An 18,360-nucleotide genomic window follows, 5' to 3' on the forward strand; every position below is an offset into this window, starting at 1 on the left:
TTACATAAATTTAGAGAAAGAAGGATGAGACATGATAATCTACCCTTATAAACAATTTACGCCGGACATACATCCTGAAGCGTTCATTGCGGATAACGCCGTCATTACGGGCGACGTCGTGATCGGAGAACAATCAAGCATTTGGTTCTCAGCCGTCATCCGGGGGGATGTTGCGCCGACAAGGATCGGAAAAAGAGTCAGCATACAGGACTTGAGCTGTCTGCATCAAAGTCCGAACCGCCCGCTTCTTATTGAAGATGACGTCACGATCGGCCATCAGGTTACACTGCACAGCGCAATCATCAAAAAGAATGCTTTAATCGGTATGGGCTCCGTCATTCTTGACGGGGCGGAAATCGGAGAAGGCGCGTTTATCGGCGCCGGAAGTCTCGTTCCTCCGGGCAAAACCATTCCTCCCGGCTGTCTTGCGTTCGGCCGGCCCGCAAAGGTTATCCGCCGGCTGACAGAAGAAGACATACGGGACATGGAAAGAATCAGAACGGAATATGTTGAAAAAGGCCGATATTATAAAACACTGCAAAAGAAATAAAAATAGATCAGCTTTGTTTTTACTACTGTACCATTTTTCAAAATATTATTTAAGTAAAAACCATTTGCATTCTCCCGATTGTCAGGAAACAGAAGCAAAATGTTCAGGAATTTGTTTTATTCTTCCCCCGCTGGCCCGATCCTATGAAAAAAAGAGCCCATGTCCCGGGCTCTTTTTTTACGCTTTTTCGGCGAATGTCTGTCCGTTTTCCAGTTCTATGTCTTTTCTTTTATGGAAACCTTTCCCGTAATAGGCGGCTAATAATATGCCGAACCAGACAGGACCGATGATGACGGCCACCCTGGTCTCTGCATCAAAAGCCATCAGCACAACGACAAAAGCCAGAAATGCCAGCGAGATATATGAGGAAAAGGGGTATAAAGGCATTTTATATTTCAGTTTTTTCCGTTGTTCCGGCTGTAAGCTTTTACGGTATTTCATTTGGGAAAGCAAAATAATCGACCATGTCCAAATCGCCCCGAACGTCGCAATGCTCGTCACCCACGTAAACACTTTCGCCGGCACCACGTAGTTCAGCAAAACGCCGATGCACAACGCGCCCGCTGAAACCAATACCGCTTTTCCCGGCACACCGCCTTTTGTGACCGTACCGTATGCTTTAGGCGCTTCATTTTGCTCCGCCAGATTGAACAGCATGCGCCCCGTGCTGAAGATCCCGCTGTTGCAGGAAGAAAGAGCCGCCGTCAATACGACAAAATTAATGATTCCGGCTGCAGCGGGGATTCCGATTTTTTCAAATGTCAAAACAAACGGGCTTCCGCCTGAACCGATTTCCTGCCACGGATAAATTGACATAATGACAAACAAAGCTCCGACGTAAAAAATGAGAATGCGCCAAAAAACAGTATCTATGGCCCGCGCCAGTGATTTTTCCGGATTTTTGACCTCACCGGCTGTGACACCGATCAGCTCAATCCCGAGATAGGCAAACATGACCATTTGAAGCGACAGCAGCACCCCTTTAATCCCATTCGGGAAAAAGCCGCCGTGGCTCCATAAATTGCTGATTCCGAGCGCAACGCCTCCGTTTCCGAGACCGAATACGATCATCACCAGACCGATCGCGATCATTGACAGAATCGCCAAGACTTTAATGAGCGCAAACCAGAATTCAAGCTCACCGTACGCTTTGACCGCCAGAAAGTTGACAGCCGTCATAATGACGAGTGCACAAAGCGCCCAGATCCATGACGGCACGTCAGGGAACCAGTAGCCCATATAAATGCCGACCGCGGTGATTTCCGCCATGCAGGTAACAACCCATAAAAACCAATAATTCCAGCCTGTTAAAAACCCGGCAAGCGGACCGAGATAATCTCTGGCATATCGGCTGAATGAGCCGGCTACAGGCTTTTGAATCGCCATTTCCCCTAATGCCCGCATAATAAAAAACATAATCAGTCCGCTGCAGGCGTAAGCGGCTAAAATCCCCGGCCCGGCAAGCTTTATGGCAGAAGCCGACCCGAGAAACAGCCCGACTCCAATCGCGGCGCCCAACGACATAAGCGAGATATGCCGCTCTTCCAAGCCGCGGTGAAGCGTTTTTTCTTTGTTTTGCATAACTCTCCCTCCCCCTGATTTTGACAAAGAAACAACAAACCGAGACGAAATAGCCAGAAAACACTTTCCGGAATCTACCCGATTAGTCCTATTATAACCTTTTTCTGAATATTGCGTAATACTTTGTCGAAAACAGAGCGGAATAGACGGTTTACAAAAAAACAATAGAAAAAAGGCTTTCGATAACATCGAAAGCCTTTTGGATTAAACGAAAATGACTTCTTTCGGCTGATGATTCAGCTCTTCCGGCACCAGTCTTTTTTCAACATTGATGCTGTGCCAGATCATGAAGATCAGCACGGTCCAGATTTTGCGGCTGTTGTCCGCTCTGTCGGCACAATGATCTTCCAGAAGCTGAAGGACATAATCCTTTTCAATATAAGCATCTGTTTCACTTTCACGAATGATGTTGCGAACCCATTCGTTCATTTCATTTTTCAGCCAGTGGCGGATCGGCACAGGGAAGCCGAGTTTTTTGCGGTTAAGCACATGATCAGGCACTACCCCTTCAGCAGCTTTGCGCAGAAGGTATTTCGTCGTGCCGTTTTTCGTTTTCAGTTCATCCGGAATTTTAGAAGCCACGTCAAACACGACTTTATCAAGGAACGGCACGCGCAGTTCCAATGAGTTGGCCATCGTCATTTTGTCAGCCTTTAACAGGATGTCGCCGCGCATCCACGTATGGATGTCAACATACTGCATTTTATTAATGTCGCTGTATGAACGGCTTTCCGTAAAGTACGGCTTCGTGACATCACGGTATGAAAGCTCTGGATTGTAATGTTTGAGCAGCTGTTTTTTCACGGGCTCTTCAAAAATCTTCGCATTACCGATATAACGCTCCTCAAGCGGTGTGCAGCCGCGGACTAAGAGGCTTTTCCCTCTCATTCCTTCAGGCATGACGGACGCCACATGAAGAAGCATTTTTTTCAGACCGGACGGAATGCGTTCAAACGGTTTAAGCGAAAGCGGTTCGCGGTAAATATTGTACCCGCCGAACAGCTCGTCCGCGCCTTCCCCGGATAACGCGACTGTTACATGTTTTTTCGCTTCTTTCGCGACAAAGTACAAAGGAATCGCCGCCGGATCTGCAAGCGGGTCATCAAAGTGCCAGACGATTTTCGGAAGCTCGTTCATATACTCCTCAGGAGAAATGACTTTGCTGATATTTTCAATCCCGAGCGCGGCAGCCGTTTCCTTCGCTACGTCAACCTCACTGAAGCCCTGCTGCTCAAAACCGACGGAAAATGTTTTAAGGCTCGGGTGAAATTCTTTCGCAACTGAGACGATAAAAGAAGAGTCGATACCGCCGGATAGAAACGAACCGACAGGAACGTCACTTCTCATGTGAACTTTGACAGAGTCAAAGATTGCGTCTCTGACTTCTTTCACCAATTTATCTTCATCAGACTGAACAGGCTTAAAGTTCGCTTTGAAATATGTTTTAAACGCGATGTCGCCTTCCGGGCGGATCGTAAACTGGCTGCCCGGCTCGACTTTTTTCACTTCAGCGTCAAGCGTGCTCGGTTCAGGAACGAATTGGAAAGACATATATTGCTGTAAAGAAGCTGTATCAAGATCAATGCCGTTTTGAGCGGCCATTAAACTTTTTCTTTCAGATGCAAAATATACTTTGTCCCCGATCGTTGTGTAATACAGCGGCTTAATGCCGAACGGGTCTCTCGCGCCGTACATGACGCGGTCAGCTTTGTTCCAGATTAAAAACGCAAACATTCCGCGAAGCTTTGAAGCGGCTTCTTCTTTATAATGACGGTATGTCGCAAGGAGCACTTCAGTATCGGAATCTGTATTGAAAGTGTAGCCTTTCGCTTCAAGCTCTTCTCTCAATTCAATGTAGTTATAGATTTCGCCGTTAAAAATGATCCAATATTTTTCGTCTTCATATGATAAAGGCTGTCCGCCGTTTTCTACGTCAATAATACTGAGCCGTCTGAAGCCGAATCCGACGTGCTCGTCATGATAATACCCATCGCTGTCAGGACCGCGGTGAACGATCATTTGGTTCATTTGTTTGATTAGCTCTTCTTGATCTGCGGTTTGAGTTAATGGATGCTTATTAAAAACACCGACAAATCCACACATAGTATAGCCTCCATAAGTGTAATTTTCTAATTGGACCCCCTTTTTATAGACGCTGTGTTACGCCATTGGTTTCACGCTATGTAAAAAATAAGCATGGCAGCATCTACAAAAAGGGAAAGCCGCTTAAGTAAGCGGCTATAAAATTATTCTCCTAGTGCTTCTTTGCGAAGCGCATCCGCCTTGTCAGTACGCTCCCAAGGAAGATCCACATCATGACGTCCGAAGTGGCCGTAAGCAGCAGTCTGCTTATAGATCGGGCGGCGCAGATCAAGCATTTTAATAATGCCGGCAGGTCTCAGGTCGAAGTTATTCCGTACGACTTCGATCAGTTTTTCTTCAGAAGCTTTTCCTGTATCAAATGTATTGATGGAAATAGAAACAGGCTGTGCCACGCCGATTGCGTATGCAAGCTGCACTTCACAAGAATCAGCAAGGCCTGCTGCCACGATGTTTTTCGCTACGTATCTCGCAGCGTATGCCGCAGAACGGTCTACCTTCGTCGCATCCTTACCGGAGAATGCGCCGCCGCCGTGGCGTGCATATCCGCCGTATGTGTCAACGATGATTTTACGGCCGGTAAGACCCGCGTCACCTTGAGGTCCGCCGATTACGAAACGTCCCGTAGGGTTGATGAAGTATTTTGTTTCTTCATCGATCAGTTCCTCAGGCACGACAGGGTTAATGACATGCTCTTTCAGATTGCGCTGAATCTGCTCAAGCGTAATTTCCGGGTGGTGCTGAGTTGAAATAACGATCGCGTCTATGCGGACCGGCTTGTTGTTTTCATCATATTCAACGGTAACTTGCGTTTTGCCGTCAGGGCGAAGGTACGGAAGAATGTCTTCTTTGCGGACTTCGCTCAAACGGCGGGCTAATTTATGCGCCAAAGAGATCGGAAGCGGCATAAGCTCTTTCGTTTCGTTACACGCATAACCGAACATCAGGCCTTGGTCTCCCGCTCCGATTGCTTCGATTTCAGCATCGCTCATTGTACCTTCACGCGCTTCAAGAGCCTGATCGACACCCATTGCGATATCCGCAGACTGTTCATCAATTGATGTTAAAACAGCGCAAGTCTCCGCATCAAATCCGTATTTGGCGCGTGTATAGCCGATTTCTTTAATCGTTTCACGGACTGTTTTCGGAATGTCAACGTATGTTGATGTAGTAATCTCTCCGCTTACCAGCACAAGTCCTGTCGTTACAGATGTTTCGCAGGCCACGCGCGCGTTCGGGTCATTTTTTAAAATCTCATCTAAGATACTGTCAGAAATTTGGTCACAGATTTTGTCCGGATGACCCTCAGTAACAGATTCAGATGTAAATAGTCGACGGTTTTTACTCATTCACTTTTCCTCCTGAAAAAAGATCTTTTGCAAGACCTTCTCATATGATACGGAACTCGCTCCCTCTTAATACAATGTCATACTATATCAGAGAATGTTAATTGGCATATTTTATGAAATAAAAAAACCTTTTCCACTCGAGGAAAGGGTTTGGTCTGTGTGCCTTTCACTCTTATCGCTCAAGGAAAATATTAAACCTTGCATCAGGTTAGCACCTTGGTTTCCCACAGTGTTTTCACCTGCTTTTTTACAGAGAAACCGGTTGCTGGGCTTCATCGGGCCTGTCCCTCCGCCAGCTCGGGATAAGAGTATCCGCTCAATGAAATATCTTATCGTAAAAGGGCGGAAAGTGTCAATATGAATTAAAGCGATTACGCGCCTTTATTTCGGGAAGCAATGGAAAAACACAAACAAAAAACCGTAAATAGTATAGACTATTTTCAGATATATGTTATACTAATTCCACATTCAGCGAAATACAAATAAACCGGCAAAGGAAGGTTTTTATGAAATTAGTTGATTTAACCGCAGATCTTCAAGCATTACTTGCAAGTCCGAATGTGCATCATAATTTATCGGCTCCAAAACTTACCGAAAAAGTGATCAGCCGAAATGAAGGAACGCTGACATCAACGGGCGCCGTACGCGCCACCACCGGCGCATATACAGGCCGGTCACCTAAAGATAAATTTATCGTCCGTGAACAAAGCACAGAAAATCAAATTGATTGGGGCGCGGTGAATCAGCCCATTTCTGAAGAGGCGTTTGAAAAGCTGTACGCCAAAGTCGTCAGCTACTTAAAACAGCGGGATGAACTGTTTGTTTTTGAAGGATTCGCAGGAGCGGATGAAAAATACAGACTCCCGATTACGGTCGTAAATGAATTTGCGTGGCACAATTTATTCGCACGCCAGCTGTTTATCAGACCGGAGACGGATGAAAGAGATCCGCAAGCGCAGCCTTTCACCATTCTCTCGGCTCCGCATTTTAAAGCAGATCCGGAGACGGACGGCACGCATTCGGAAACATTTATCATTGTCTCTTTCGAAAAGCGCGTCATTTTAATCGGCGGCACCGAATACGCCGGAGAAATGAAAAAATCAATATTCTCCATTATGAACTTCCTGCTTCCGCAGCAGGATATACTGCCGATGCACTGCTCAGCCAATGTCGGTGAAAAAGGCGATGTCGCCCTGTTTTTCGGTCTTTCCGGCACAGGGAAAACGACGCTTTCAGCCGATGCGGACCGCAAACTGATCGGCGATGACGAGCACGGCTGGTCAGATTCCGGCGTTTTCAACATTGAAGGCGGATGTTACGCTAAATGTATCAATCTGAGCGAGGAAAAAGAACCGCAGATTTTTCGTGCGATCCGCTTCGGGTCTGTTCTTGAGAATGTCGTGCTTGATGAAAAAACGGGTGAAGCGGATTACGACAATTCCTTCTACACGGAAAACACAAGAGCCGCATATCCGATTGAGATGATCGGCAATATCGTGCAGCCGAGCATTGCCGGCCATCCGCAGGCGATCGTCTTTTTAACGGCGGATGCTTTCGGTGTGCTCCCTCCGATCAGCAAACTGACGAAGGAACAGGCGATGTATCACTTCTTAAGCGGGTACACCAGTAAACTCGCGGGAACCGAGCGCGGCGTGACATCTCCGCAAACGACTTTCTCGACGTGCTTCGGTTCACCGTTCCTTCCGCTTCCGGCGCATGTATATGCCGAAATGCTCGGGCATAAAATCGACGAACACGGCGTTCAAGTCTTCCTGGTCAACACAGGCTGGACCGGCGGAGGGTACGGAGTCGGAGAACGGATGAAACTTTCGTATACAAGAGCGATGGTCAAGGCCGCTATTGAAGGCAGGCTGAACCAGACTGACATGACGGCAGACAGCATTTTCGGCCTGCGCAGTCCCGTTCATGTTCCGGGCGTTCCGGATGAAGTTCTTCAGCCTGAAAACACATGGAGCGATAAACAAGCATACAACGAAAAAGCGCTGTTTTTAGCCAATGAGTTTAAAGAAAACTTTAAAAAGTTTTCCCATGCAGACTCGATTGCCAAAGCCGGCGGACCTCTCGTGTAATCAAAAAAGCCAAGGGCGTTTATGCCCTCGGCTTTTGTTTTTTCAGTTTGTCGAATGAAGCGACGTGAGTCTGTATGTAATGCTTGTCCGGCCGTTCGCCCATTCGAGCTTTTGGACCTCGCCGGTGCCGGATTTCTCGCCGGTTTTCGTTTTGCGCACGTCCATCGGAATATCAAGAGGATAGACGCGATAGCCCTCTTTCTCCAATAAAAAGATATTTTCCTCTATCCGTTTTTCATTGCCTTTTGTCACAATCATGGTATTAAATTCAACAGGCATTCCCAAAATGAAAATCCCCTTTCATTCTCTTATTCTTTATTATCATATCATAAATCAGGCATCTTACCGTGTCTTCATCCATTCCGCCAGCCGCCGGACAATGCGTCTGTTTTCCTGCGGCGGAAAATAATGCGTAAAACCGCTGTAATACCAGGTTTCCACCGGTTTCCCCGCCTCTTTCAGCTTGTCCTCGATCATCCGGGCGTGTTCGATCGAAACATTCTTATCATTCTCTCCATGGATGAGAAGTACAGGGGCCTGAATGCGGTCTGCGTTTTCAAACGGCGAACGCCATCTGTATTCATCCGGCACCTTTTTCGGCGTGCCGCCGATCACCCGCTTCATCATCCGCCGCATATCCTTCCGCTCTTCATAAGTAAGCACCATATCGCTCACACCGCCCCATGATACGAGCGAAGCCGCTTGATGCCCCATTTCAATCGCGGTCAAAAGCCCCATGATTCCGCCCCGGGAAAAACCGAAAATATGCACCCGCCCTTCCCTGACGTTCGGATGCTCCCGAAGCAGGCGAAAAGCGGAAAACGCGTCCTCTCTGTCCTCTCCCGCAAAATCTTCATTTCCCTCGCCGCCCTGGTTGCCTCTGTAATAAGGCGCAAACACGACAAAGCCTTGGGAAGCGAATTGAACGATTCTTCCGGGGCGTACCATGCCGACATTTTTTATGCCGCCGCGCAAATATAAAAAACCGTCATATGTTCCCGGCGCCGCAGGCTCGGCAAGGAGCCCCTTTACCTTCAGCCCTTCTGACTCATAGCATACCGCAAAGAGGCGGACATGCGGACTCGGAGACGGGAACCTTTTCTTTTCTACCAGCAAAACAATGAGCCTCCTTATATCATCAGTTTTTTTATTCTTTCCCAACGTGAATATGGGCACTCACACATTTTTTATACCCATCATACGATATGTAAAGCAGAAAAGGTTATTTTAACGCTTAAAACAAGGAGGTTACACCGTGAACAAATGGCTCAAAACGGGCTGCGTTTTTGTCATATGCGCCTTTTTCCTGCTCATTCTTCCGGCCTGCAGACAGGAAGAAAGTCTGACGAAGGTAAAGGTGGCGGAAGTCACACACTCCATCTTCTATACGCCTATGTATGTCGCTGAAGCAAAAGGTTTCTTTAAAAAAGAAGGGCTCCAAGTGTCACTTCAAACAACATGGGGCGGAGACAAAACGATGACATCGCTTTTGTCAAACGGGTCTGATATCGCGCTGGTCGGTTCTGAAACATCCATTTACGTGGAGGCGCAGAGAGCAAAAGATCCGGTCATCAACTTCGCGCAGCTGACACAGACGGACGGCACATTTCTCGTGTCACGGAAGGATGAGAAATCATTCAAATGGAGCGATTTAAAAGGAAAAACATTTCTCGGCCAGCGAAAAGGCGGCATGCCCCAAATGGCCGGTGAGTACGCCCTGAAAAAGAATCACATAGAACCGAAAAAAGACATTAACCTCGTTCAAAACATTGATTTCGCCAATATTTCCAACGCATTCGCATCCGGAACGGGTGATTATGTGCAGCTGTTTGAACCGACGGCATCCCAATTTGAAAAAGAAGGCATCGGCCATATCGTCGCATCCTTCGGAGAAGCTTCCGGCCAAGTGCCATACACAACCTTTATGGCAAAAGAAAGTTATTTGAAAAGCAATGAAAAGACGGCGGAAAAATTCACCCGCGCCATCTATCGCGCCCAGCAATGGGTGGAAAGCCATCCGGCCAAAGACATCGCAAAAACGATTCAGAAGGAATTTGCCGATACAGATCCGGCCATTATCGAAACATCAATAGAGCGCTATAAAAAACAAAAGTCATTCTCTGCAGACCCAGTTCTGCAAAAGGATGAATGGGAACAGCTTCAATCTATTATGGATGAAGCCGGAGAGCTCCCGAAACACATTCCGTACAGCAAACTCGTCAACACAAAAATCGCCAAAAAAGTCACCTCAGAACAATAGGAGGAACATGAATGTCTTTTTTACATGTCGATCATGTAACACATACTTATTTCTCGCTGAAAGAAAAGACAACCGCCGTGAAAGATATACATTTTCAGATTGAAAAAGGGGATTTCATCTCCTTTCTCGGGCCGAGCGGATGCGGAAAAACAACACTCCTGTCCATTCTGGCCGGCCTTATCACCCCTGCGCAAGGCCGGGTGCTGATTGAAGGAAGCGTGCCGAACCATAAAGAACACCAAATCGGTTATATGCTTCAACAGGATTATTTATTTCCTTGGAAATCAATTGAGGAAAACGTGCTGCTCGGTTTACACATTTCAAAAACATTAACAGAAGAAAAAAGAGCTGAAGTTCTCAGCCTTCTGCCTAAGCTCGGATTAATCGGCGTTGAAAAGAAATACCCGAAAGAGCTCTCAGGCGGGATGCGGCAGCGGGCGGCACTTGCCAGAACTCTTGCGCCGGACCCGGGCCTGCTGCTCCTTGATGAACCGTTTTCCGCGCTGGACTTTCAAACGAAGCTTTCTTTAGAAAACCTTGTCTTCAGAACATTAAAGGATTTTCAAAAAACCGCCGTGCTCGTCACCCACGATATCGGTGAAGCCATCGCCATGAGCGATACGATCTATTTATTTTCGAATCAGCCGGGCACCATCCACCAAATATTCACCGTGCCTAAGGAGCTCGCGGCTTTAGATCCGTTTGACGCGCGTCAGGATCCGGCCTTTCAGCCGCTGTTTCAGACCATATGGAAGGAGCTGAATTCCCTTGAAAAACAGCAGCGGCACGATTGAACAGCTTCATCACCAGTTTAAGAAAAGACACCAAAAAGAAAAGCTCCGGATCCGTGCGTATCAGGCCGCCATTTTCATCGTATTTTTTGCCGGATGGGAAATATCGAGCAGGGCGGGCTGGATCGATCCGTTAATCTTCAGCTCACCCTCCGCCGTTTGCAGGCTTTTAGTTGAAAAGATTGCGGACGGATCCCTTGCGGCGCACATCGGCGTAACCTTAGGAGAAACCGTTCTCGGCTTTTTGCTCGGCACGCTTCTCGGCACATGCCTCGCCGCTCTGTTATGGTGGTCAAACAGGCTCGCCCGGGTTTTAGACCCGTACCTCGTCATTTTAAACGCGATGCCGAAGGTCGCACTCGGACCGATTCTCATCGTGGCACTCGGACCGAATTTCACAAGCATTGTCGCCATGGGAGCAGTCATCAGTGTCATTATCACGACAATCGTCGTCTTTACGGCTTTTCAGGAAGTGGATGAAAACTATATTAAGGTGATGAAAACCTTCGGAGCGAAAAGAAGCATCATGTTTAAAGAAGTCATTCTGCCGGCGTGCGCCCCCGCGATTATTTCCGCGCTTAAAGTGAACGTCGGTTTATCCTGGGTCGGTGTCATCGTCGGCGAGTTTCTCGTTTCCGAAAAAGGTCTGGGCTACATGATCATTTACGGATTCCAGGTCTTCAATTTCACTCTTGTGTTCTTAAGCCTTCTGATCATCGCGATTTTTGCGACATTGATGTATCAGGGAGTCGAACTGTTAGAAAGAAAATGGACGAAAGGAAAAATATAAAAAAGACCCGTGCGTAAGCGCCGGGTCTTCGTTTTTATGATTGAAATACGCCGTCCTCTTTCAGCTTTTTCAGACTGATCGGAAGCACCGAATCTTTCATAATGAAACTGAATCTTTTATTTCGGGGGAGATTCTCCGGCAGTTCGCTGAACAGCACCGGCCCCTTTGTTTCAAAATAGTCAGCCTGTTTTTCAAGCTTTTCAATATCGGCAAAATAAATATTCTTCACGATTACCTTTTCCCTGCCGAGAACTTTATACTGTCCGACGTACTTCAGATGTCTTACCGCGGCACCGGTTTCTTCTTTCACCTCGCGCAGGGCCGCTTCCTCCGCACATTCCATCGGCTCCACTTTTCCGCCCGGAAATTCAAACCCCCGGTCTTCATGCTCGGTCAAAAGCCACTTATCTCCATATCGGCATATGACCCATACGTGCTTCGGGCTGTCTGAAAAAGGCTGGTGTTCAAAGGAGAGCTGAACAGTGTTCTGATAATAGTCTTTAAACTCGTACATGTTTATCCCTCTAATCCGTTCCTTCATATCTTCCATACATCATACCACAGTTGCGTTTGTTCGGAAGCCCTTTATCAAAAATTCAGAGGAAAACCATCATACCCGCTAGTATAGCCTCCTTTGAAGCAAATGTTACGGTTTGCGCTTGAATTTATTTTTCAGGGTATCCAATAGGTCGACGAGCACCTGCGGAACCGGTATGCCCAGCGAGCTTGCCGTAATCACGATCTGAACCGATTCGTATAAGATATAAAACATGATAGCCAAATTACGGATGGCGCCTTCGGTATGAAGCAGCTGGTCAAAAAAATGGCAAACTGAGACTAATGCCAGGGTCACGATTTTTTTGACCAGCCGCGCAAAAAGCTTTCTTGCGCTCAGCTGCTGCAAAAGAGATTCTTTTAAGCTTGTACTGATAAACTCAATCGCCATGACCGATAGCAAAATCAGAAACGAATACTGAAAACCTCCGAAGAAAAACCCCGCTGCCGACACGATCACTGCAAAAAACGAAAAGATGCCAAAGTCTTTGCCCACTTGATCCAACATCCTTTCACAGAAACGGCCTTACATTATTCTATGAAAAGTGAATGGAACGGACTGGATTTTTCAGAAAAATGGACAACACCTCTCTTCGGCAGCCAAATAAAAGACCGAGTGCTTTATAGCCCCGGTCTTCCCTTGTTGATTATCCTAAATACGCTTTCAGCATCCAGTTATGTTTCTCGATATTCTGGTGAATGGCAAGCAGCATATCACCGGTCGTTTCGTCTCCTACCTCATCTGCGAGGTCCATGCCGCTTTTCAGCTCTTCCGCAATGACAGTGAAATCATCATAAATGTTCTGTACCATTTGTTCTGCGCTCTCATTGCCTTCCGCTTCTTTTACAGACGCTGTCTTCAATGATTCCGTCATTGTGCCGATCGGCTTGCCGTTTAATGCCAGCAGACGTTCTGCCAGATCATCAATATATGTAGCCGTTTCGTTATACAGCTCCTCGAACTTTTCATGCAATGTGAAAAAGTCCTTCCCTTTGACGTACCAATGATAGTTATGTAATTTCACATACATGACCGTCCAGTTTGCAACTTGCTTATTGACTGCATCCAATAGTTTTTCTGACATGCCTATCTTCCTCCTTTGGTTTACTATTGATATACCCTATATATCGTGTGTTAAAACATAAATTTTTAGCCCTTGATTTTACGGATGGAAAATATGTTATGATTTGTTAAAAAGGAGGGATTTCATGCTGCTTCTTCTGAGCTTCGGCTTTCTTATCGTGCTCGCCGTGCTGCTTTTATCCATCTGGTCGACTGTAAGAGCTTATAATGTAAAACATACGATTGACCCGCCGGAGGACGCATCAAAAGGCTTGACGGATAAAAAAAATCCTTAATGATGATGCGTCTGTTCCTCATGGCCGGAGGAATCATCGGCAGCTTCAGCATCCCCGACACGCACTTTTACAGTCGGCATATTATGCTGCTGTTTTGCCGTTACGTGGGATTGAACGGTATAGACACCCTCTTCATCAAATTCAGTCCGCAGGTGATACGCCCCTTTTTCCTCCTTGGCCTTGCTTGTTTTGCTGCTGCCTTTTTTTCCTTCTTTCCATACTTCAAACATGACTTCATCCGCATCCGTGACACGCTTGCCGCCGTAAAAAACCTCCGCCTTGTATTCCGCTTTTTCATGCGGTGCTGCCGTTTCCGGTCCTGTAAGCTTGACCTCAAGCGCTTTAGGCTCCTCATCCGCGGAGGTTTTGTCCGAATTACCCCCGCAGGAAGATAATAGAAATACCATACCGCACATACCTGCCAATACAGCCCGTTTCATCCCATCACTCCTTTATGTTTGCTTCTATTTTAGCAAACGCTTACACACAAGGTGTGACATTTTTTAGAAATATGTAAAAAAGCCTTTTTGCATGTCAGCAAAAAGGCCTGTTTTTTATCCGAACACTTTCAGCAAATCTTCTTTATCCTGTGACAGCCAGAAACGCATCAGACGTTTCGCGCCTTCTAAATCATGAAGTTTCGCCTGGCCGCACTGTTTTTCGTTGGCCGCCGGAATCTCCGTAATATCGATGGCTTCTTTCAGCGTAGCGTCAAGCAGGTCCACAATTTCTTCCGCTGTCGGCTCGCCGCTGACAACAAGATAATAGCCTGTCTGGCAGCCCATCGGTGAGATATCTATGATGTCGAAGTGATCGTATTTCTCAGAATGTGTGCGAATCGTAAACGCAAGCAAGTGCTCAAGCGTATGAATCGTATCCGGCTTCATCGCCTGTTTGTTCGGCTGGCAGAAGCGAATGTCAAACTTATTCACGACGCCGTCTGTTCCGACTTTATGCACTCCGCAATGTCTTACATACGGAGCCACAACCGCATTATGGTCAAGCTCAAAACTTTCTACTGAAGGCATAATGGCACTCCCTTTTTTCAGAATATGCATCCATTATAACACAGTTTTCCGATAAGAATTGTGGCGGAAGCTTTTCAATCTGAAATTTTTTTTCTATACTAGCATCAGAAAGGTGGTTTTTTGATGAAAACCATAATGATTGCGTTCATCCGCGGATACCAGAAGTTCATCTCTCCGCTGACACCGCCGTCATGCCGCTTTTATCCGACGTGTTCGCAGTACGGAATCGAAGCCGTCAAGACTCACGGCGCATTAAAAGGCGGATGGCTGACACTGAAGCGGATTTTAAAGTGCCACCCTTTTCATCCGGGCGGTGTTGATCCCGTACCGGACAAAAAACAAAAACATTAGTCCATATGCTGGTAGCCGTCGATCACCAGATCAAGTTTACCGGTTTCAGGATCAATCACCAGACCGTGCACCGGCACATTGTCAGGGAATAGCGGATGGTGTTTAATGACGTTTACGCTGTCTGTAACACTCGCTTCTACTGAATCAAAGCTTTTCAGCCATTGATCAAGATCAACTCCTGAGTGCTTCAGCATGTCAATCCGCTCTTTCGGAATACCGCGGTCGATAATTTTATCAAGCATATCCTCGCTGTTGATTTTGCTCATGCCGCAATCATGGTGGCCGATAACGCAGACTTCATCGGCGTTTAATTCGTATACGGCCACTAAAAGGCTGCGCATGATACTTCCGAACGGGTGGGCGACAAGCGCGCCGGCACTTTTAATAATTTTCACATCGCCGTTTCGCATGTTCATCGCATGCGGAAGCAATTCTACAAGACGCGTGTCCATACAGGACAAAATCGCCATCTTTTTATCCGGGAATTTAGATGTTTGGTATTTTTCATAATCTTTGTTTTTAGTGAACTGCTCATTAAATTGCATGATATCGTTTAGAAGACTCATCTTGGTGTTTCCTTTCTGCTTTTTTATTCACAATATAACATAAGACGGGTCAATTCGTCACTCCCCGCACGAGATGACAAAGTGCTCAATAAATAAGACAAACCCCATTGGGCTTGTCTTATTTCCCCATATTGTATTTTTTGTTGAACTGTTCGACTCTCCCGCCTTTTTCGTTGAATTTTTGGCGGCCTGTATAAAACGGATGCGTATCTGAGCTGACTTCTACTTTAATCAGCGGGTATGTTTTTCCGTCTTCCCACTCTGCCGTTTCCTCTGACGTTTTCGTAGAATGGCTTAAAAAGCGGTAGCCGCTGTTCACATCTTGAAAAATCACTTGATGGTTATCCGGATGAATATCTTTTTTCATGCTGATCTCCCTTTCTCAAATCGTAATAATTACGTTTTATTTTAAACCTTAAATAACCGCTTGTCAATCATATATGCCCTGATCCCTTGGTTTCTAAACCCTGCACATATATGGAATCAGAAGAATAATCTAATCGCTTCAGCAAATAATATAACCACATTACATAAAACGGTAATTTAGAAAGGCGGTTTATGATCGTGGATGATTTAGTGTTAGCCAGAAGCCTGTTCGGGACAACCATGGGCTTTCATATTATTTTTGCGACGCTTGGTGTCGGCTTGCCTCTGATGATTTTAATGGCTGAATTGATTTATCAGAAAACAAAAGATCCGCATTATGCCATTATGGCGAAAAGGTGGACGAAGGCGCAGGCTGTTCTGCTCGGCGTGGCGATACCGACCGGAACGATCGCGGGTACACAGCTTGCCCTTTTGTGGCCCGGATTCATGGAAGTCATCGGCAGGGTGATGTCACTCCCGTTTCAGATTGAAATTTATGCTTTCTTTATCGAAGCGCTGTTTATGTCCATTTATGTCTACGCCGCTGACCGGCTGACTCCGGCGATGCGCATCATTGCCGTTATTTTCGTTTTGATCGGCGCCGCGGCATCCGCCGTCTTAATCACAAATGTTCACGCATTTGAAGGAACGCCGGCCGGCTTTAAAATTTTAAACGGCAAAATCACTGACGTCGAACCTTGGGCAGCGTTTTTTAATCCAAGCTTTTTCACCACCGCGGGCCATGTCGTACTGACGGCTTTCATGACCGGAGCATTTATCGTCGCGTCAGTTGCGGCTTATAAAATGCTGAGAACGAGAAAACAGGAGCAGGTATACCGCTTTCACCGAAAAGCGCTGCTGCTCGCCTTAACGATCGGCGGAATCTTTTCCATTCTTGCCTCTTTAAACGGTCACGAGTCAGCCCAGCTTCTTTACCAATACCAGCCTGAGAAGCTTGCGGGCGCAGAAGGGCTGTTTGAAACTAGATCACACGCTCCGCTTGCGATCGGGGGTTTTACTGACGCAAAAGAAGAAAAAGTAAAATGGGCGATAGAAGTGCCCTGGGCTTTAAGCTTTTTGGCTGCAAACAGCTTTGATACCGTCGTCAAAGGATTGAACGCGTTTCCGAAAGACGAGTGGCCGCCTTTATTCATCCATACACTTTTTAACGGAATGGTCGGCATCGGGATGCTGCTCATTTTGTACTCAATCGTCGGCATCGTCTGGAGAAAAATTTTAAAGAAAGACAGCTTTCCGACTTGGCTTTTGATTTTATTTTTAACCGCAGGACCGCTTAGTCTGATCGGAATCGAATTCGGGTGGATATTCGCTTGTACGGGGCGGCAGCCATGGGTGATTTACCATCTCTTGAAAACGTCTGATGTCGTCACGACAACCGGTTCAATCGGTTTGCTGTTCATCCTGTTTACGGTCGTTTACGCCATTTTGGCAGCCGCAGTCATTTATGTACTGCTTTATTATTTCCGCAAACATCCTGTTGAAGAGGATGTAAAAGCGGCGGAATCCTAACAATAGAAAGGGCTGAATTGAAATGGACATTACCATGGATGCTCTCATTGCGATATCAATCGTATGGGGCTTCGTGTTTATCTACGCGGTCATGGCAACGATGGACTTCGGAGCAGGCTTTTGGTCGATGATTTATTTAAATAGAGAACAAACAAAGGCGACAAACATCGCCAACCGTTATTTGTCCCCGACATGGGAAGTGACCAACGTCTTTATCGTCGCGATCGTTGTCGCCCTATTCAGCTTCTTTCCAGGGGCAACCTTCGTGCTGGGAACCGTTTTATTGATCCCGGGGAGCATTATTTTGCTGCTTTTGGCCATCCGCAGCGGCTTTCTCGTCTTCTCCAATACGGCGAAGGAAAGAAAAATCATGAGATATATCTCCGGAATTTCGGGCTTCATTATTCCCGCTGTGCTGATTTTGGTCCTTCCGGTCACACACGGAGGATTTATTGAGAAGACGGGCGGCGTGTATCACCTGAATTTGGCAAATGTCTTTACAAGCCTTAATACGTATGCGTTTATCGGCTTTGCCATTTTAAGCACTTTATTTTTATCTTCACTGCTTCTGGCCGATTTTTCAAATGTTGCGGAAGAGGAGCATGCGTACCGCATCTACAGACGGAGCTCTTTACTAACAGGGCCGCTGTCGCTTCTTTTTGCCTTCTTCATTATGCTGACATTACGCTCTGAAGCCGGCTGGCTGTATACGGGGATGATGAAAGACAAGACATGGCTCATTCTGTCTGTCATTACATTTATCATTGCCGGCGTGGCTCTGTTTTTGCCGAATAAGCGCTTCGGCCGCAACCTCGGCAAACCGAGAATCGCCATGATCGCCATTGCGCTTCAATACTTTCTGGCAAGCTATGCATACGGACGGGCGCATCTTCCTTATATGATTTACCCGGATATTACGGTCATGTCAGGATTTACGGAGCCGGCAACCTTCAGGGCGCTGTTTATGACGTATATCGTCGCTTTCATCATTTTGTTTCCCGGGTTTTATTTCTTCTGGAAGCTCTTTATGAAAGACAGACGTTATATCCGCCAGGAGGAATAACAGAAATCAGGGCGGCTCATACTAATGGCGT

21 protein-coding genes and 1 riboswitch are annotated in these 18,360 nt (G+C 46.6%); of the genes, 9 read left to right on the forward strand and 12 right to left on the reverse strand.

Annotation, left to right across the window (positions count from 1 at the left end):
• The first annotated feature begins 34 nt into the window (after positions 1–34).
• Entirely contained in the window at positions 35–550 is a 516-nt protein-coding gene (locus RUW00_RS20490) for a gamma carbonic anhydrase (RefSeq protein ID WP_032863655.1), read from the forward strand.
• Positions 551–727: 177 nt separating this feature from the next.
• Here the strand turns inward: RUW00_RS20490 and alaP are convergent, their stop codons facing one another.
• The 3 genes from alaP to metK form a co-directional block, all read right to left on the reverse strand.
• Positions 728–2,131 carry an alanine permease AlaP gene (gene alaP / locus RUW00_RS20495; RefSeq protein ID WP_095272693.1) on the reverse strand — a complete coding sequence of 468 codons (1,404 nt, stop codon included), beginning with the start codon at positions 2,129–2,131 and terminating at the stop codon, positions 728–730.
• A 204-nt stretch (positions 2,132–2,335) separates the two neighbouring features.
• Entirely contained in the window at positions 2,336–4,234 is a 1,899-nt protein-coding gene (asnB, locus tag RUW00_RS20500; RefSeq protein ID WP_003152255.1) for an asparagine synthase (glutamine-hydrolyzing), read from the reverse strand.
• A gap of 143 nt (positions 4,235–4,377) precedes the next feature.
• Complete coding sequence (gene metK, locus RUW00_RS20505; protein ID WP_003152253.1) at positions 4,378–5,580, reverse strand: methionine adenosyltransferase; 1,203 nt, start codon at positions 5,578–5,580, stop codon at positions 4,378–4,380.
• Positions 5,581–5,749: 169 nt separating this feature from the next.
• Positions 5,750–5,889, reverse strand: a riboswitch (SAM riboswitch).
• A gap of 197 nt (positions 5,890–6,086) precedes the next feature.
• On the opposite strand from metK, the gene pckA reads away from it, so the two are divergent.
• A complete protein-coding gene (gene pckA, locus RUW00_RS20510) occupies positions 6,087–7,670 on the forward strand; it encodes a phosphoenolpyruvate carboxykinase (ATP) (RefSeq protein ID WP_007613256.1) in 1,584 nt (527 codons plus the stop codon).
• Between the two features lie 42 nt (positions 7,671–7,712).
• Here pckA and RUW00_RS20515 read toward each other — a convergent pair whose 3' ends face one another.
• Positions 7,713–7,955: a DUF2584 domain-containing protein gene (locus RUW00_RS20515; RefSeq protein ID WP_003152249.1), complete on the reverse strand. Its 243-nt coding sequence runs from the start codon at positions 7,953–7,955 to the stop codon at positions 7,713–7,715.
• Between the two features lie 57 nt (positions 7,956–8,012).
• Positions 8,013–8,786: an alpha/beta hydrolase family protein gene (locus RUW00_RS20520; RefSeq protein ID WP_267543376.1), complete on the reverse strand. Its 774-nt coding sequence runs from the start codon at positions 8,784–8,786 to the stop codon at positions 8,013–8,015.
• Positions 8,787–8,925: 139 nt separating this feature from the next.
• Here RUW00_RS20520 and RUW00_RS20525 point away from each other — a divergent pair, with 139 nt between their 5' ends.
• From RUW00_RS20525 to RUW00_RS20535, 3 genes are read left to right on the forward strand one after another with little or no spacing between them, the layout of a single operon-like run.
• The gene (locus RUW00_RS20525) at positions 8,926–9,930 is read left to right on the forward strand and encodes an ABC transporter substrate-binding protein (RefSeq protein ID WP_134986587.1); all 1,005 of its coding nucleotides are present in this window, start codon (positions 8,926–8,928) and stop codon (positions 9,928–9,930) included.
• A gap of 11 nt (positions 9,931–9,941) precedes the next feature.
• Positions 9,942–10,724, forward strand: a complete 783-nt coding sequence (locus RUW00_RS20530) for an ABC transporter ATP-binding protein (protein WP_003152246.1) — start codon at positions 9,942–9,944, stop codon at positions 10,722–10,724.
• Complete coding sequence (locus RUW00_RS20535; RefSeq protein ID WP_202735379.1) at positions 10,699–11,511, forward strand: ABC transporter permease; 813 nt, start codon at positions 10,699–10,701, stop codon at positions 11,509–11,511. The genes RUW00_RS20530 and RUW00_RS20535 overlap by 26 nt, the downstream gene beginning before the upstream one ends.
• 34 nt (positions 11,512–11,545) lie before the next feature.
• On the opposite strand, the gene ytkD is transcribed toward RUW00_RS20535, so the two are convergent.
• The 3 genes from ytkD to RUW00_RS20550 all read right to left on the reverse strand — a co-directional run bounded on the left by ytkD (position 11,546) and on the right by RUW00_RS20550 (position 13,151).
• On the reverse strand, positions 11,546–12,025 hold the full coding sequence (ytkD, locus tag RUW00_RS20540) for an RNA deprotection pyrophosphohydrolase (RefSeq protein ID WP_159354508.1): 480 nt from the start codon (positions 12,023–12,025) through the stop codon (positions 11,546–11,548).
• A 132-nt stretch (positions 12,026–12,157) separates the two neighbouring features.
• Positions 12,158–12,562 (reverse strand): phage holin family protein, encoded by a 405-nt coding sequence (locus tag RUW00_RS20545; RefSeq protein ID WP_007408834.1) that lies wholly within the window; start codon positions 12,560–12,562, stop codon positions 12,158–12,160.
• A gap of 151 nt (positions 12,563–12,713) precedes the next feature.
• Positions 12,714–13,151, reverse strand: a complete 438-nt coding sequence (locus RUW00_RS20550; protein ID WP_007408835.1) for a Dps family protein — start codon at positions 13,149–13,151, stop codon at positions 12,714–12,716.
• A gap of 124 nt (positions 13,152–13,275) precedes the next feature.
• On the opposite strand from RUW00_RS20550, the gene ytzI reads away from it, so the two are divergent.
• Positions 13,276–13,425: a YtzI protein gene (gene ytzI / locus RUW00_RS20555; protein ID WP_007408836.1), complete on the forward strand. Its 150-nt coding sequence runs from the start codon at positions 13,276–13,278 to the stop codon at positions 13,423–13,425.
• Here ytzI and RUW00_RS20560 read toward each other — a convergent pair.
• Complete coding sequence (locus RUW00_RS20560; RefSeq protein WP_014418701.1) at positions 13,422–13,865, reverse strand: FixH family protein; 444 nt, start codon at positions 13,863–13,865, stop codon at positions 13,422–13,424. The two genes, ytzI and RUW00_RS20560, sit on opposite strands and share 4 nt — an antisense overlap.
• Positions 13,866–13,979: 114 nt before the next feature.
• A complete protein-coding gene (locus RUW00_RS20565; RefSeq protein ID WP_003152237.1) occupies positions 13,980–14,453 on the reverse strand; it encodes an S-ribosylhomocysteine lyase in 474 nt (157 codons plus the stop codon).
• Between the two features lie 123 nt (positions 14,454–14,576).
• Here RUW00_RS20565 and yidD point away from each other — a divergent pair, with 123 nt between their 5' ends.
• Entirely contained in the window at positions 14,577–14,804 is a 228-nt protein-coding gene (yidD, locus tag RUW00_RS20570) for a membrane protein insertion efficiency factor YidD (protein WP_007408838.1), read from the forward strand.
• On the opposite strand, the gene RUW00_RS20575 is transcribed toward yidD, so the two are convergent.
• Complete coding sequence (locus RUW00_RS20575; protein WP_003152233.1) at positions 14,801–15,370, reverse strand: beta-class carbonic anhydrase; 570 nt, start codon at positions 15,368–15,370, stop codon at positions 14,801–14,803. The genes yidD and RUW00_RS20575 overlap by 4 nt on opposite strands.
• Positions 15,371–15,488: 118 nt before the next feature.
• Positions 15,489–15,737, reverse strand: coding sequence for a type B 50S ribosomal protein L31 (locus tag RUW00_RS20580; RefSeq protein WP_003152229.1), 249 nt, complete (start codon positions 15,735–15,737; stop codon positions 15,489–15,491).
• Between the two features lie 197 nt (positions 15,738–15,934).
• Between RUW00_RS20580 and RUW00_RS20585 the strand changes: the two genes are divergently transcribed.
• Both RUW00_RS20585 and RUW00_RS20590 read left to right on the forward strand, forming a co-directional pair.
• Positions 15,935–17,266: a cytochrome ubiquinol oxidase subunit I gene (locus RUW00_RS20585; protein ID WP_280145409.1), complete on the forward strand. Its 1,332-nt coding sequence runs from the start codon at positions 15,935–15,937 to the stop codon at positions 17,264–17,266.
• Positions 17,267–17,288: 22 nt separating this feature from the next.
• Positions 17,289–18,329 carry a cytochrome d ubiquinol oxidase subunit II gene (locus tag RUW00_RS20590; RefSeq protein ID WP_280145410.1) on the forward strand — a complete coding sequence of 347 codons (1,041 nt, stop codon included), beginning with the start codon at positions 17,289–17,291 and terminating at the stop codon, positions 18,327–18,329.
• Positions 18,330–18,360 lie beyond the last annotated feature (31 nt).

The organism is Bacillus sp. IS1, assembly GCF_032461585.1.
GTDB lineage: Bacteria > Bacillota > Bacilli > Bacillales > Bacillaceae > Bacillus > Bacillus velezensis.

Bases quoted from the DNA above. Each gene is read 5' to 3' on its own strand.
- alaP (WP_095272693.1), bottom strand. From the start codon at position 2,131: ATGCAAAACAAAGAAAAAACGCTTCACCGCGGCTTGGAAGAGCGGCAT.
- asnB (WP_003152255.1), bottom strand. From the start codon at position 4,234: ATGTGTGGATTTGTCGGTGTTTTTAATAAGCATCCATTAACTCAAACC.
- metK (WP_003152253.1), bottom strand. From the start codon at position 5,580: ATGAGTAAAAACCGTCGACTATTTACATCTGAATCTGTTACTGAGGGT.
- pckA (WP_007613256.1), top strand. From the start codon at position 6,087: ATGAAATTAGTTGATTTAACCGCAGATCTTCAAGCATTACTTGCAAGT.
- RUW00_RS20530 (WP_003152246.1), top strand. From the start codon at position 9,942: ATGTCTTTTTTACATGTCGATCATGTAACACATACTTATTTCTCGCTG.
- ytkD (WP_159354508.1), bottom strand. From the start codon at position 12,025: ATGTACGAGTTTAAAGACTATTATCAGAACACTGTTCAGCTCTCCTTT.
- RUW00_RS20550 (WP_007408835.1), bottom strand. From the start codon at position 13,151: ATGTCAGAAAAACTATTGGATGCAGTCAATAAGCAAGTTGCAAACTGG.
- ytzI (WP_007408836.1), top strand. From the start codon at position 13,276: ATGCTGCTTCTTCTGAGCTTCGGCTTTCTTATCGTGCTCGCCGTGCTG.
- RUW00_RS20560 (WP_014418701.1), bottom strand. From the start codon at position 13,865: ATGAAACGGGCTGTATTGGCAGGTATGTGCGGTATGGTATTTCTATTA.
- RUW00_RS20565 (WP_003152237.1), bottom strand. From the start codon at position 14,453: ATGCCTTCAGTAGAAAGTTTTGAGCTTGACCATAATGCGGTTGTGGCT.
- yidD (WP_007408838.1), top strand. From the start codon at position 14,577: ATGAAAACCATAATGATTGCGTTCATCCGCGGATACCAGAAGTTCATC.
- RUW00_RS20575 (WP_003152233.1), bottom strand. From the start codon at position 15,370: ATGAGTCTTCTAAACGATATCATGCAATTTAATGAGCAGTTCACTAAA.
- RUW00_RS20580 (WP_003152229.1), bottom strand. From the start codon at position 15,737: ATGAAAAAAGATATTCATCCGGATAACCATCAAGTGATTTTTCAAGAT.
- RUW00_RS20590 (WP_280145410.1), top strand. From the start codon at position 17,289: ATGGACATTACCATGGATGCTCTCATTGCGATATCAATCGTATGGGGC.